This window comes from Methylobacillus arboreus (assembly GCF_020532725.1).
Lineage (GTDB): Bacteria > Pseudomonadota > Gammaproteobacteria > Burkholderiales > Methylophilaceae > Methylobacillus > Methylobacillus arboreus.
This window is the reverse complement of record NZ_JAJAVC010000007.1, coordinates 124117-138836: the sequence shown is the minus strand read 5'-3', so window position 1 is coordinate 138836 and position 14720 is coordinate 124117. Positions and strand designations below refer to the sequence as shown.

The window sequence follows — 14720 nt, the reverse complement described above, 5'->3', positions numbered from 1 at the left end:
GATCCTGGCTAGACACTCTGCCGCAGACCATACACGGAGTACGGCAAGGCGGAGCAACAACGCCAGGAAAGTGTTGTTAGCCGCTTTTAATAAACATCCCGCCGGTACCTGCCATTGGATGCCAGTTCGGTCAATATATCCTCGCCCAAGGCCTGCAGCAGCACGGCATGCACCTCTTGCGCCATGCCGTTTGCACTGCCGCAGACATAGATGGCCGCCCCCTGCTTCACCCACTCGCTGACCAATGCGGCATGGCGTGCCAAGATATGCTGTACATACTCCCTGCCAGCCTGGTCACGCGAGAAAGCCGTGTCCAGCCTGGCCAGCACGCCACTGGCCTGCCAGGCAACCATCTCATCCATGAAATGAAAATCATGGGCAGCGTTACGCTCACCAAACAACAGCCAATTAGCTGCCTGGGAACTGACTGCCCGCGCTTTCAAATGCGCGCGCAAGCCGGCAATCCCGGTGCCATTGCCAATCAGAATCAATGGCAGGTTTTCTGCAGGCGGATGAAATGCCGCATTCTCGCGGATACGCAGTGCCACTGCGGCGCCAAGCTCAGCATATTGCGTGAGCCAGCCTGAACCCAGCCCCAGCCTGCCATCCGCATAGGATGCCTGCCGCACCAGCAACTCCACCTGCCCGTCGCCAGGCAGGGACGCAATCGAATATTCACGATGCGGCAATGGACGCAGCAGCTGCAACAACCTTTCCGGCGACAAGCCCTGCAAGGCAGCGATTTCAGCTTCGCCATGGGGTAGCAGGCGCTCTTCCAGCCACGCGGCCAAGGTCTTGTCATCCAGCACGACATCCGGGTCCAATGCCAGTTGCGACAACAGCTTGTCCACTTCATGCCGGGGATTGCGCGGCCCGATTTCAGCAATATCACCGGCCTGCCACTGCATGCCCTCCTCATCAGGGCGCAGCGCCAGGTGATAAACCGGCGCACCTGCACTGCCAGCATTGAGTTGCCTGCGCATGGCCATTCGCCAGAACTGGTACTGCGGCGCCTGCCAATCCGGCATTTCCGTGCTCCCTGCCAGCAATCCCAGCTGGTATTGCCAATGCCGCAATGCGCCCGCGTCGCCTGCATCTACCGGTACAAGATCAAACAAGGGGAGCGCATGCACATGCTGGAGCCAGCCATCCAATTGGTGGCCAAACCCGCAGAAATTGGCATAGCTGCTGTCGCCAAGCGCCAATATGCCATATTGCAAACCCTCAAGTGACGATGCCGCAGGCATCACCTTCTGCACAAATCCACGCGCATTGTCAGGCGCATCGCCTTCACCTGTCGTGCTGACGACAAACATGGCGCGGCTGGCCTTTTCCAATATAGGCAGGTCTATTTCATCCAGCGCCAGGCACCGTGTTGCCAATCCGGCCTCCCGCAAGGATTGTGCGGTCTTCAGCGCCAATTCACGCGCATAGCCGGTCTGGCTGGCATAGCCGACCAGCACGGCATCGACACCGTCTCCCGCCACTGGCAAAGCGATGCGCGATGGCCGCCGGTGACGCCTGAATATCCAGATGCAAAACAACAGATAGGCCACGCACACAGCCAACGCCAGCATGGTGCGGTTGAAAGCGGGATGATTGACCGCAGCCTGCGCCTCACTACTTAATAACAAACTGAGCGTCAGCGCATACAACCTGCTCACTGCAGCATTTCCTGCAGCCTGGGAGAAGCGCGTTGGACTAATTCGTCCTGCGCATGCACCGTGAACAAGGCAGCCAATTCATGGGTTCTGGCAAAAGCCAGCCCGCGCTCCAGTCCCATTACAGTCAAGGCCGTGGCAAAAGCATCGGCCTCCATGCAGCTTGAAGCCAGCACGCTAACTGAAACAGGCGCCTCAGCCACCGGCCAGCCTGTCGCCGGGTTGATGGTATGCGCATAGTGCCGGCCTTCATGCTCGAAATAACGGCGATAGTCCCCTGAAGTTGCCAGCCCCAGGCCATGGGCGGCCACAATATACTCATCCAGCATAGCCGCGTCCGGCGTCCGCTCCAGCGCAACCCACCAGGGCTGCCCATCCGGCTTGACGCCATAACCGTAGAACTCCCCGCCCACTTCCACCAGGTAATGCTGCAAGCCAGATTGGCGCAAGGCGGCGGCAACCTGGTCCACGCCAAAGCCCTTGGCAATGCCGGAAAAATCCAGGGTCAGCCGTCCTGACTGCTTCAGCTCACTGCGGACAGGATCAAATTGCAGCTTCTTCCAGCCGCTATCCAGCAGAGCAGCTTCCACACTTTCGGGTGCAGGCGGCAACTCCCGGCCTTGCTGTGGCCCAAATCCCCACAGGTCAACCAGGGTGCCCACTGTCGGATCAAAACAGCCATCTGTCTGGGACGCCACTGCAAGCGCCTTGGACAACACTGCCGAAAATTCCCACGGCACAGGCAAGACTGTCCCAGGTTCGGCATGATTGAACTGGTTGATGACCGATCCCTGCAACCAAGTACTCATTTGCTGCACCACCTGGTCCAGGGCAGTTTCTATGGCACTCGCCACCGCGACTTTCGGCAATCCAGGAAGATTGATATAGCGGACAGACCATGTAGTGCCCATGGTCTGTCCGCTGAGCGCGACAATATTGCCGCTCGGCAGCTCGCGCGGCAAATCGGCGAGCTGTTGCGGAATGATGACCTGGCGCATGCCTATTGCGGCAGCACTTCCAGGGTCAGCACATAGGCCAAGCTGCGCTCCTTGGCTTCCTTGGTTTGCACCTTGTTGTCGGTATAGTCTGCATCCAGCCAATACAAGCCAGCTTCAGGCAGGTGGATCGTGACCTTGCCATCGGCATCGCTCTTGAGTTTTTGCTCGCCTTTCTGGTTGCGGTAACGGGTCTGGCCCTTGATTACTTCAACCTCTACCCCTGCCGTTGGCTTGCCATCCACCAGGAATTGCAGCGTCAACGGCTCGCCTGCCACCAGGTCATTCGGATGCGTACTGGCCACGGCCTCCAGGCCGCGCCCTGTCGTTTTGACTGGGGTGGGCGATCCGACGGTCACATAGGTTTCGAGACGGTTGGCGATTTCCGCTACCTTTAGGTCCTTGGCGCCGGCAGGGACGCGCTGCTTCAGGTCCTCAGCCTTGCCCATGAAACGCTTGGGCTGGTCGCCCTCTTTCCAGAAGGCCCGCACACCTTCGCGGTACACGGATAAGCGGTAGGTGCCGTTTTTCTCGAAATAGGCATCGAACGTCGTACGCAACTCGCCTTTGCTGACATTGACCGGTTTTTGCAAGCTTTCATCAGGCGCAACAATCTGCAATTCATCCACCGGCAATGGGCGATGATTGAAGTGGAATGGATCATTGGAGACCGCAGCGTCAAAAGTCACGAACTGCGGCGCCGACAACACCGTACTCGACGGCAACAGCCAATAACCATGGGCATGGGCGACGCTGGCGCTCAAGGCAACGGCAACGGCCAGTAAATACTTCACAGGTTTCATATCAGTCAGGGCTCCGTAGTCAAGTAGTCAATATAAAGTTAAGGTTTCAATTCCAGGCTAATCGCACCGAGTTCGGACTCGCCGCTAGCTTTGAGGCTTGCAGCCTGCTGCACCGGCCACTTGAACGGGATGCGCACCAGTTCACGGTCGCCCTTCTCGCGTGCAGCCTCGACCACAAGGTTATACTCACCCGGGGCCAGCGTACCCAACGGCGGCTTGCCTTCAGTATAGGAAAGCGTGTGCTCACCTACAGGCTTGGTCGCGCCAGAGACGCCATCCAGCGGCAAGTCCAGATCGCGTCCGCCTTTGCGCCACCATTGCCGCAAATCCTTGAGCCACTTGGTGCCCTTGTTCTCAGCCTTGTCCTTGGCATACCAAACCGACAGGGTTGTGGCGATATCTTGGTTTGGCGTTTCCACCCATACAGCGAGATAGGGACGATGATATTCAGCGGCATTGATCCTGGGGATCGTCACTTTGACATCCAGCCCAGCCGCATAGCCGCTACTGGCAAACATGGCCGCGATCAGGGCCGGGATAAGTGCATGTCGCATCAAACTCTCCTTAATGAATAAATAGTATGGCCAAGACCCAGGGCAACACCATCCCCAGCCCCACCAAGGGCCACGTCAATGGGCGGTTGCCTGCATGCATATGCAGCAGGCACAGGCCTGTGATTGAAAAAACCAGCGCCATGATGGAAAAAACATCCAGAAACCAGCTCCATGCCAGCCCGGCATTGCGGCCTTTGTGCAGATCATTGAAATAGGACACCCAGCCACGCTCGGTCAATTCGTAGTTCAGTTCCCCGCTCTCACGGTCTATCACTACCCAGGCATCCCCTCCCGGGCGCGGCAGGGAAACATAGACCTCATCCTCCGACCACTCGGCCGCACGTTCACCGGCCTCAATCGCCAGCGCCCCTGCCATCCAGTCGGCAATCACCTGGGGTAAGGGCGCGTTTTCAGGTTGGGACTGCTGCAGTCTCGGCAGCAGCAAGGCAGGAAGCTGCCCGCTTTTCTTGGTCACGACAGGGTCGGACTCAATCCGGCTGGCATTGTTGAGCGTCAGGCCCGTAGCTGCAAACAGCAACATGCCGATCAGGCAGATAGCGGAACTGATCCAGTGCCAGCGATACAGATGCTTGAGCCAGAATGAGCGGTTTTTTTGTGCTTGGTTATTTTGCATGTCAACGTGCAAACGCTAGCGAGCCACCAAATGAGAATTTTTCTCATTATAACAAAGACTACAGACGCAGCCGTGCTAAGCACTGCGCTTGTACGAAAAAATATGTTGGATAAATGTAAAGAAGTGTAATGAAGGCGGAGCAAGTTGCTGCAAGCTCCGGTATAATCCCGCCTCCGCCAGGCATGAAGCATGTCGTGCATAGGCTCTAACAACTAACCGACGGAATAATAAAGGGAATTTTCTGAAGAATATTGCCTGACTGGTGCCGGGGGGGGGACTCGAACCCCCACACCTTGCGGCGGCGGATTTTGAGTCCGCTGCGTCTACCAATTCCGCCACCCCGGCAACAAGGTCGGCATTATAGCAACCCTTATGACAATGCGCACTACTGATTTCGATTTTTTATTACCTGATGATTTGATTGCCCAGTTTCCAGCCAAGGAACGCAGGGACAGCCGCCTGCTGCATCTCGATGGCAATACCGGCCAACGGCATGACCGCCTGTTTCTAGACCTGCCCACATTGGTCAATCCAGGCGACCTGTTTATCTTTAACGATACCCGCGTTATCAAGGCCAGGCTACATGGAGAAAAACTCAGTGGTGGCAAGATAGAAATTCTGGTAGAGCGTATTCTCGGGACATTTGAAGCACTGGCCCATATTCGCGCCTCACGTGCTCCCAAGCCCGGTAGCCTGCTGCGCATTGCAGATGCCATTGATGCCGAAGTCACAGCACGACAGGATGATTTATTCCAGGTGAGATTTCTTGGAAATGTGCCCTTGCTCGACTTGCTGGAGCAATATGGCGCCCTGCCGCTGCCGCCTTACATCACCCATGAGGCAGGCAACGCAGACGAAGAGCGTTACCAGACCGTTTATGCGCGCGAGCCGGGTGCCGTGGCAGCTCCCACGGCAGGCCTGCATTTCGATACCGCCATGCTGGAAACCTTGAAAAACCTGGAGATCAACCTTGCCTACGTCACCCTGAATGTCGGTGCGGGCACGTTCCAGCCGGTGCGCGTGGACAATATCAGCGAGCACAGGATGCATAGCGAGCTTTATTCCGTGCCGCAAGCCACCGTAGATATGATCCGCAGCACGCAGGCAAACGGCGGCAAGGTGACGGCAGTGGGTACAACCGCATTGCGTGCGCTGGAAAGCGCTGCACGCAGCGGCACATTGCACGCCGGTTCGGGTGACACGGATATTTTCATCACGCCTGGCTATCGCTTCAAGGTAGTGGAGCGACTGCTCACCAACTTCCACCTGCCGAAAAGTACCTTATTGATGCTGGTATCGGCATTCGCCGGCATGGATCATATCCGCGATGCATATGCCCATGCGGTAAAAGAGCGCTATCGCTTCTTCAGTTATGGCGACGCGATGCTGATCGAACGGCAGGACTAAGAGCCTGTTCACCCTCTTTTCATGGAGTGCGCATGGCATCAAAACGCGTCCGATCAAGGCGCAGTCCGCAGGTAATGCTCATTGCCTTGCCAAGGAGTGCAACGCAGAGCGGGCGCGTTTTGGGGCCATGCCCTTCGGGTTGCCCCGGCAGCGGCTGCGCTGCCGGGGCAACGTGCCCTATGAAAAGAGGGTGAACAGGCTCTAAGACACCAGTGTAGGCAAGCGTATGAAACACAAATGACATGAATATGTCATAATGCGCCAGCATAATGCTGACTCGTCCAGCGCAAACAGAATTTTTAATGAATACCAACGCTTTAGACTCCAACAAACCCGTCAGCGGACGTCCTGAACTCCGCATGAAGCCCAGCTTCATTACCCAGATTCTGTTTTTTGGCATACTCATTGCCGGCATAGTATTCACCGCTATAAGCCTTAACAATGATGTCAGCGATACTGGCACCTCGACCACGACCTGGCTCCCTTTCCTTCTTCTGGGCGTGGCTTTGCTAATCGCGCTAGGATTCGAGTTCGTCAATGGCTTCCACGATACGGCCAATGCGGTTGCCACCGTCATCTATACTCACTCTCTGCCTGCCAATTTCGCTGTGGTGTGGTCGGGCGTCTTCAATTTTCTTGGAGTGATGGCATCAAGCGGTGCCGTGGCCTTTGGCATCATCTCGCTATTGCCGGTGGAACTGATCCTGCAGGTAGGCTCTGCAGCGGGTTTTGCCATGGTATTTTCCCTGCTGATCGCCGCGATTATCTGGAACCTGGGCACCTGGTTCCTGGGCTTGCCGGCTTCATCCTCCCATACCCTGATCGGCTCCATCATCGGCGTTGGCGTAGCCAATGCGCTTATGCATGGCCGCGATGGCACCAGCGGCGTAGATTGGTCACAAGCCAGCAAAGTGGGTTATTCGCTACTATTCTCGCCACTTATCGGATTCATCGCCGCCGCACTGGTATTGCTGGCCTTGCGCACCATCGTCAAGAATCGCGAGCTGTTCCGCGAACCCAAGGGCAACAAGCCGCCACCAGCCTGGATCCGTGGCATCCTCATCCTCACCTGTACCGGCGTTTCATTCGCACATGGCTCCAATGACGGCCAGAAAGGCATGGGCTTGATCATGCTGATACTGGTCGGTACAGTGCCGATGGCTTACGCACTCAATCGCGCTATGCCAGTAGACCAGGCCGTGCAGTTCGCCGCAGTGGCACAGGTCACCCAGGCTTCATTACAAAACACTGCACCTGGCGCTGCACCTGCCGAACCTCTGGAAACGCTTTCCACCTATATCCGCACCAAGAAAGCCACATCCGAATTGTTACCGGCTCTGGCCGCAGTGACAGGCAATATCGGTGAACAGGTCAAGGGTTATGGCAGCCTGAGCAAGGTGCCTGCAGATGCCGTCGCCAACGTGCGTAACGACATGTATCTCACGTCCGAGGCCATACGGCTGATCGACAAGAATCCGGCTGCCGTGCCGCTGGATGCGGACACCCGGGCCAACCTCATGGCCTTCAAGCAGGAAATCGACAAGGCCACCAAGTTCATCCCGCTTTGGGTGAAAGTCGCCGTGGCAATCGCACTGGGCCTGGGTACCATGGTGGGCTGGAAGCGCATCGTGATTACCGTAGGCGAGCGCATCGGCAAGACACACTTGACCTATGCCCAGGGCGCTTCTGCCGAAACCGTCGCCATGCTCACCATAGGCGCGGCAGACCTTTACGGCCTGCCGGTATCTACCACGCAAGTATTATCGTCCGGCGTAGCTGGCACCATGGCGGCCAACCGTTCCGGCTTGCAAATGGCCACTATCCGCAACCTGCTGATGGCCTGGGTACTCACATTGCCAATGGCAATGCTGCTTTCAGGCTCCATCTACTGGCTGTTCTCGCAGTTCATCTAATCTTTATTCCAGCCCAAGCTGCCCGCTAATCCAGTGGGCAGCTTCCTGATTGCCACGTGGCCTGACTCTTGGCGGCTTTGGTGTTGCCAGCATGTTCAGCACTTCAGCAGCAAAGTCCCCGCTCCACAACTGGCCAGCATTGACCTCCAAACATTGACCATGCGTTTCCAGCCAGGAAACCAGGCAGTCCTGCTCGGGCCAGCCATCACGCGGCACATACAGCACAGGGATGCCATGGCATGCTGCCTCGACGAATGTGCCATACCCAGGCTTGGTAAGCACCAGGTCGCTGCTCGCGAGCAAAATGGAGAAATGCTCCTGCAAAGACTCCAGCGCATGAAGGTCCGCCCGCCTCAAACCCTGCATCCATGCCTGCGGCAATAACCAATGTACACCAGGTAACGCGGGAAAGCTGGCAGGATCGATCTCGGTATTGATGCCCCCCATGCCCACCAGCACCAACTTATGCTGGTCAGCGGTATCCAGCCCCAATCGTTGCAGGATCAAGTCACGTTTATCTTCCACAATATCCGCTACCGGCCCAACCTCATGGCAATTGAGCCAGGGCATGCTCATCGAAGGCTCCAGGCGCAGGAAACTGCGTGCACAGGCATAGGCTTCCCGTATCTGCCGCTGCACATCATATAGAGCAGTATCATCCGCATAATGCCTGAGGATATCCGCCCAATTGAGCGAGCACGTCGCAAGCGCAGGCAAACCCAGCTTGGATGCTGCTGCAAGTGGCAGATAGGCCACATTACTGAGCACCGCATCGGCTTCCTGACTTGCAATCCATGCCTGCTCGCGCTCAACCCGCGCATCCCAGTCAGCGTGGAAATCCAGATAGGCCCCAATGCTGGCGGCTGTATCCACTTCCAGCGCCGACTTCATCAGCATGCCGAAATCGGCGCTGCGTTGCCGGTAGGCAAACCCGGCATGGATGCGTGAACGTAAAAACGCCTCGCTCACCGCGCTGCAAACAATCAATTCAATATCAGGATAATCCTGTGCCAGTTGATTAAGCACCGGCGCAATCTGCGCGACATGGCCATAGCCATGGCCGGAGATATAAACCAGCAGGCGATAGCGGCGACCAGATACGGCAACCATGCGGCTAATTGAACGCCGTTGCCGTAACCGGGTTCAGGGGTGGCTGGTAAGTCCAGGATTTGCGCCAGGCATTGACGACCAGGTTGGGATATTGCGGCTTGCCCAGGCTGCCGTTGTAACGGCCCAGGGCGCGGTAGAGATCGCCCTGTTCGATATCGAGATAGTGGCGCAGGATGGTGCAGCCGTAACGCAAGTTCAATCGCATATGGAACAGGTTGTGGTCATTGGCGCCGATGGCCTTCACCCAGAAAGGCATGACCTGCATATAGCCACGCGCGCCTACCGAGGAAACCGCATATTTGTTGAATGCGCTTTCCACATGGATCAACGCCAGCACCAGCTGCGGGTCTAGGCCCGCGCGCACCGCCTCGTAATGCACGGTCCGCAGAAAATCTTCACGCATCCTGTCATCCGGGATACGCTTCTGCAAGCGGCCGGACATGGCCTGCAACCAGGCCGCCCCTTCCTCCTTGCTGGCAAACACCAGCTTGGGAGCGGCGCTGTCGCTGATGGAGCGTTGCATCATGGCACGCACGCTATTGGATAAGGGTTCCTCTCTCTGCGCACCGGCATGCGCGGGCACGCTCATGCACAACAGGCTGGCCACAACAAGCAGGAAGCCAGCCTTTGTCATCACAATGCCCGCTTGATCACGGCTGCGATGTCAGCCAATGCCACTGCCTCGGCAGCAGAAGCCGTGCGCGCCTGATATTCAACCTGGCCTTCCTTGAGGCCGCGGTCGCCAATCACGATGCGATGCGGGATGCCGATCAGCTCCAGGTCGGCAAACATGACGCCCGGACGTTCGCCGCGGTCATCCAGCAAGACGTCGATACCGGCAGCGGTCAGCTCTTCATACAGCGCATGCGCAGCGGACTGCACGGCCTCGCTCTTGTCATAACCGATAGGGGCAATCGCCACGACAAACGGTGCCATGGCGGCCGGGAAGATAATCCCGCGCTCATCATTGCCCTGCTCGATGGCAGCGCCGACGATACGCGATACGCCGATGCCGTAACAACCCATCTCCATGATCTGCTTCTGGCCATTTTCGTCCAGGTAGGTTGCTTCCATGGCGGCTGCATACTTGGTACGCAGTTGGAAAATATGCCCTACCTCGATCCCGCGGCAGAGGCTGATCGTGCCCTTGCCATCCGGGCTGGGATCGCCCTCCACGACGTTACGGATATCCGCCACCACAATCGGCTCGGGCAGGTCGCGCCCGAAATTGACGCCAGCCAGGTGGAGCTTGGGCTTGTTTGCGCCGCAGACGAAATCGCTCAGCACTGCTACGCTGCGGTCTGCAACCACCTTGACTTGATCGGAAACGCCTACCGGGCCGATAAACCCAGGCGGGCAATTGAGATGGTCGCGGATTTCCTGCTCGCTAGCAAAACGGAAACTCGCCAGCCCAGGCACCTTGGCCGCCTTGATTTCGTTCAGCGCATGGTCGCCGCGCAGCAACAGCAGGTAGAACTGCGTATTACCGGCATCATCCGTCGCCACCACGGCGATCGATTTCACGGTCTGTTGCAGCGTAATACCCAGCAATGCGGCGACATCCTTGCAAGTCGTTTGTTTAGGAGTATCTACCTCACGCAATGCTTCCCTGGCTTCGCCCCTCGTGGCTGCAGGGGCCAATGCCTCGGCCAGTTCCACATTGGCGGCGAAATCAGAACTCTCACAGTATGCAAGCGCATCCTCGCCAGACTCTGCCAACACATGGAACTCATGGGAGCCGTCACCGCCAATCGCGCCGGTATCCGCACGCACGGCACGGAACTTCAAGCCCAGGCGGTTGAACACATTGCTGTATGCCTGGTACATGTTGTCGTAGGTAGCCTGCAAGGATTCCAGGTTGATATGGAAGGAGTAGGCATCCTTCATGACAAACTCGCGCGCGCGCATCACACCGAAGCGTGGACGAATCTCGTCGCGGAACTTGGTCTGGACCTGGTAGAAATTCAGCGGCAACTGCTTGTAGGAACGAATCTCGCGGCGGGCGATATCGGTAATCACTTCTTCGTGCGTCGGACCGAAACAGAAATCACGCTCGTGACGGTCGCGGATTTTAAGCATTTGCGGGCCAAACACGGCCCAGCGCCCGGTCTCTTCCCAAAGCTCTTTTGGCTGTACCGCAGGCATGAGCAACTCGAGCGCGCCGGCGCGGTTCATTTCCTCTCGCACGACGGCTTCCACCTTGCGCAATACGCGCAAGCCCAGCGGCATCCAGCTATATAGGCCCGAACCCAGGCGCTTGATCATGCCGGCACGCAGCATGAGCTTGTGGCTTGGAAGTTCAGCCTCTTGGGGTGCTTCTTTTTGTGTTGCTATGAAAAACTGTGACGCACGCATGTTATCGTTTCTTCGAAATTTCGGATGCTGCGGATTTTATCGGGAAACGTGCGTTACGTCAGCCGCAAACAGATCAGGCAACTGCCGCAGCGTTTTCCACCAAGGCATTCAACTTGTCCCGCAACGGCACATACTCGGGTTCCAGATCCACCACATAGTAATTCGCATTATGGCCGAAGCTCAGGTTGACCGCATAGCCAAGTGCTATCGAACGCGCCGGGAAGGGCCCTCGCGCCACGATGCCGCGTGTCAGGCTGCCTGACGCCAGCACCACGCGTGACTGCGGCGGGATATCGCCATACTGCGTCGATTGGGAAGACGGGATGAGATCAACAAACTGGTGGAAAATCTTGTCATTATTAGTGACGGGGCTGTCCAGCTTGTCCAGATATTCCTCGATGATGGCCTGGTCTTGGTCTTCAAACACACCAACCAGCCTCATCCCCTTGATGACACTACCTCTAAACAAGGCTTTCATTTTCTTGCCTTTCTATGGATGGTATCCATTTACTATAACGTCATGCTGCCGCAAAAACTGAGGCCGCATGTTGGCAGGCTAGACTTTTGGCCTTTACCCACCTTCTCCCGTAAATACACAGCAAAAACTGTTCCTGCTGTTTTTACGGGCAAACACCACAATAATAAGAAACTGTTATAACCTTATTGCCGCACGGCCTATGCCTGCGTAACCTGCTTTCAACACAGAGAGATTGACGCCGTACACATGACCACACTCACATCTTCCGAATGGGCCGCCTGGGTACAGGCCATTGGCTCCATCATTGCCATTTTTGCCGCTATCGGCATCTCAGCCTGGCAAAACTATATTGACACCCGTCGTCGCAGCATGGAGCAGCGCGGCTACTCCAAGCGGCTGATGTCAGTGACGCATAAAATCGCCTACGACATTTATCTGACACTGCACAATATCGAACAGTTGCGCAGCAATCCATTAAAAAACGAAACCCGGCAGATGCGCGACTTCAACCGCAGCAAACTGGGCAGGCTGGAGCAAGCCCTGCATGCGATTCCGCTACACAACCTCGGCACCATCACCGCAGTGGAGCAAGTCATGATCATTTTCTCCCAGATTGAGGCGGCAAACAATTTGCTGGCCCCGGAGCCTGCCGACATGAAGCACCACATCGACCATGTGCCCTGCAGCGAAATCTACGGCCGCGCTTGGCGGCCCATCGTCGAGGCATGCCGCGTGGCGAGTTATACCTTACGCGGAGAAGTGCTCAACTACACTTAATCCTATAATTTCAGCATACGCAGCTAAAGCACGATAGGTTTGTTGGGTAATTCATTCTTGTCGTCGGCCGTTGCAGGAAAATATTGCTGCAATGACTTGCCGATTTCATTGATGCCGTAAATCACGCCTTCTTCAAACTGCCCCTGGCGGAACTTGGCCTGCATGACCTGGCAAATGGCTTCCCAGCCTTGCTGCCCCAGATGGCGGTTGATACCGCGATCGGCCAGGATTTCCACATCGTGGTCAGCCAGCAGCAGATAAATCAGCACACCGTTGTTCTGCTCCGTGTCCCAGATGCCCAATTGTGAAAACAGGGCAATCGCCCGGTCCCTGGGTGATACGCCGCGCATTACGGCCATCGGATGCAGATCGCCTTCGACCACAAAGCGGATTTCGCCATTATGGGTACGCTCGCTGGCAGTAATCGCCTGCTCTATGCGTTGCAAGGCGGCCTTGGAAAAATGCCGGCGCACATGCCATGGCGTACTAAACACATGGCTGAGCAATCGCAGGAATGTATTACGCTTCTTCATACCTTACCAATCGCCCGAGGCGCCCCCTCCTCCAAAACCTCCGCCGCCACCGGAAAAGCCACCGCCCCCCCAGCCACCGCGACCGCCATAGCCTCCGCCAATGGGCAGACCTCCCATCGCAGAACCGACCATGGTAATAAAAAACGCCACAAAACCCAGCGCAGCAGCAAACAGGATGCCGCCGCCGAATAACATAACGGCAGCCCCGATCAGCCCGCCATTAATGGCGCCACCCAGGAATTTCCCAAACATGGCACGCAGCACGCCGCCAAGAATCAGGCCGCCAAACAGTAACAAGGGCAGCATGTCGCCAAAACCGCCTTGCCCTTGGCTACCCTGGCGCTGCGGCGGAGCAGGCAAGCCCTCGCCTGCAATCAGCCGGGTGATATAACCCAGCGCCGCATCAATGCCCCCATAAAAATTGCCCTGGCGGAATGCAGGCGCCATGACGTCCGACACAATGCGCTTGGCAATCACATCGGGAATGGCGCCTTCGAGGCCATAACCCACCTCGATGCGCATCTTGCGGTCATCCTTGGCCACCAGCACCAGTACGCCGTCATCCACCTTGCCGCGGCCCAGGTTCCAGGCCTCCACCACACGCATTGAATATTGTTCTATCGCTTCAGGCGCAGTAGTGGGTACCAGCAAGACGGCAATCTGGCTGCCTTTCTCCTGCTCAAACTGCATGAGGCGGTTTTCCAGTGCCGCCTGCTGTTGCTGGCTTAGTGTTCCGGTAAGATCGGTCACCCTGGCCGTGAGTTGCGGCACGGCCACTTCGTCCGCCTGCGCCAGGCTGGCAACGGCCAGCCATAGCCACAAGAGAGGAGCCAGCAGCTTCATATATGAATGTTTGCTCAGCAAATCCAAAACGCTGCCCTGTTACTTGTCGAAGCTGACGGCGGGCGCCTTGGAAATCTCGCTCTCGTTTTCGACCGAGAAGTTCGGCTTGGTCTTGTAGTCAAACAGCTTGGCGGTCATGTTGTTGGGGAATTGGCGAACCGCAGTGTTATACGCCTGCACCGACTTGATATAGCGGTTACGTGCCACAGTCACGCGGTTTTCTGTACCCTCAAGCTGTGCCTGCAGATCGCGGAAATTGGCATCCGCCTTCAGTTGCGGATAGTTTTCCGCTACTGCCATCAAGCGCGACAATGCAGAAGTCATTTGGCCTTGTGCCGCCTGGAAGCGCGCAAACGCCTGCTCATCGTTCAGCAGTTCAGGGGTGGCCTGGATACTGCCCACCCGGGAGCGCGCATCCGCCACCTGGGTCAACACTTCCTGCTCATGGGCAGCATAGCCCTTGACGGTGTTCACCAGGTTGGGTACCAGATCAGCGCGACGCTGGTATTGGTTCAATACTTCAGACCAATCGGCATTGACCTGTTCATCCAGTGTCTGGAAGGTGTTATAACCACAGCCGCTCAAGGTCAGTACCATCAGTACCGCAGTTAATTTCAACCAGATTTTTTGCATGTTAAGCCTCTCCATAAAGACTAA

15 protein-coding genes and 1 tRNA gene are annotated in these 14720 nt (G+C 56.8%); 3 read left to right on the top strand and 13 right to left on the bottom strand.

The genetic code is table 11. The annotated features are described in order from the left end of the window. Positions 1-86: 86 nt before the first annotated feature. The 6 genes from LG198_RS10685 to LG198_RS10660 all read right to left on the bottom strand — a co-directional run bounded on the left by LG198_RS10685 (position 87) and on the right by LG198_RS10660 (position 4992). Complete coding sequence (locus tag LG198_RS10685; RefSeq protein ID WP_230343171.1) at positions 87-1664, bottom strand: sulfite reductase subunit alpha; 1578 nt, start codon at positions 1662-1664, stop codon at positions 87-89. After that, positions 1661-2659, bottom strand: a complete 999-nt coding sequence (locus tag LG198_RS10680; RefSeq protein ID WP_230343170.1) for an FAD:protein FMN transferase — start codon at positions 2657-2659, stop codon at positions 1661-1663. Before LG198_RS10680 ends, LG198_RS10685 begins: the two co-directional genes overlap by 4 nt. A gap of 2 nt (positions 2660-2661) precedes the next feature. Further along, on the bottom strand, positions 2662-3459 hold the full coding sequence (locus LG198_RS10675; protein WP_230343169.1) for a DUF4198 domain-containing protein: 798 nt from the start codon (positions 3457-3459) through the stop codon (positions 2662-2664). 38 nt (positions 3460-3497) lie between these two features. Continuing rightward, positions 3498-4013 (bottom strand): DUF2271 domain-containing protein, encoded by a 516-nt coding sequence (locus tag LG198_RS10670; protein WP_230343168.1) that lies wholly within the window; start codon positions 4011-4013, stop codon positions 3498-3500. Between the two features lie 10 nt (positions 4014-4023). Then, complete coding sequence (locus LG198_RS10665) at positions 4024-4647, bottom strand: PepSY-associated TM helix domain-containing protein (RefSeq protein ID WP_230343167.1); 624 nt, start codon at positions 4645-4647, stop codon at positions 4024-4026. Positions 4648-4907: 260 nt separating this feature from the next. Next, positions 4908-4992 (bottom strand) — tRNA-Leu (locus LG198_RS10660). Between the two features lie 33 nt (positions 4993-5025). Here LG198_RS10660 and queA point away from each other — a divergent pair. Continuing rightward, positions 5026-6054, top strand: coding sequence for a tRNA preQ1(34) S-adenosylmethionine ribosyltransferase-isomerase QueA (queA, locus tag LG198_RS10655; protein WP_230343233.1), 1029 nt, complete (start codon positions 5026-5028; stop codon positions 6052-6054). A gap of 302 nt (positions 6055-6356) precedes the next feature. Further along, positions 6357-7967, top strand: coding sequence for an inorganic phosphate transporter (locus tag LG198_RS10650; protein ID WP_230343166.1), 1611 nt, complete (start codon positions 6357-6359; stop codon positions 7965-7967). A gap of 3 nt (positions 7968-7970) precedes the next feature. Here LG198_RS10650 and LG198_RS10645 read toward each other — a convergent pair whose 3' ends face one another. The 4 genes from LG198_RS10645 to LG198_RS10630 form a co-directional block, all read right to left on the bottom strand. Further along, a complete protein-coding gene (locus LG198_RS10645; RefSeq protein ID WP_230343165.1) occupies positions 7971-9077 on the bottom strand; it encodes a hypothetical protein in 1107 nt (368 codons plus the stop codon). A 4-nt stretch (positions 9078-9081) separates the two neighbouring features. Further along, the gene (locus tag LG198_RS10640; RefSeq protein WP_230343164.1) at positions 9082-9711 is read right to left on the bottom strand and encodes a lytic transglycosylase domain-containing protein; all 630 of its coding nucleotides are present in this window, start codon (positions 9709-9711) and stop codon (positions 9082-9084) included. After that, complete coding sequence (locus LG198_RS10635) at positions 9711-11432, bottom strand: proline--tRNA ligase (protein ID WP_230343163.1); 1722 nt, start codon at positions 11430-11432, stop codon at positions 9711-9713. The genes LG198_RS10640 and LG198_RS10635 overlap by 1 nt, the downstream gene beginning before the upstream one ends. Before the next feature lie 73 nt (positions 11433-11505). Further along, complete coding sequence (locus tag LG198_RS10630; RefSeq protein ID WP_230343162.1) at positions 11506-11910, bottom strand: hypothetical protein; 405 nt, start codon at positions 11908-11910, stop codon at positions 11506-11508. 246 nt (positions 11911-12156) lie between these two features. On the opposite strand from LG198_RS10630, the gene LG198_RS10625 reads away from it, so the two are divergent. Then, positions 12157-12687 (top strand): hypothetical protein, encoded by a 531-nt coding sequence (locus LG198_RS10625; RefSeq protein ID WP_230343161.1) that lies wholly within the window; start codon positions 12157-12159, stop codon positions 12685-12687. Positions 12688-12710: 23 nt separating this feature from the next. Here the strand turns inward: LG198_RS10625 and LG198_RS10620 are convergent, their stop codons facing one another. Genes LG198_RS10620 through LG198_RS10610 form a run of 3 tightly spaced genes read right to left on the bottom strand, consistent with a single transcriptional unit; the run spans position 12711 to position 14696 of the window. After that, entirely contained in the window at positions 12711-13220 is a 510-nt protein-coding gene (locus LG198_RS10620) for a TPM domain-containing protein (RefSeq protein ID WP_230343160.1), read from the bottom strand. Positions 13221-13223: 3 nt separating this feature from the next. Next, on the bottom strand, positions 13224-14063 hold the full coding sequence (locus LG198_RS10615) for a TPM domain-containing protein (protein ID WP_230343159.1): 840 nt from the start codon (positions 14061-14063) through the stop codon (positions 13224-13226). A 39-nt stretch (positions 14064-14102) separates the two neighbouring features. Continuing rightward, a complete protein-coding gene (locus tag LG198_RS10610; protein WP_230343158.1) occupies positions 14103-14696 on the bottom strand; it encodes a LemA family protein in 594 nt (197 codons plus the stop codon). Positions 14697-14720: the final 24 nt, after the last annotated feature.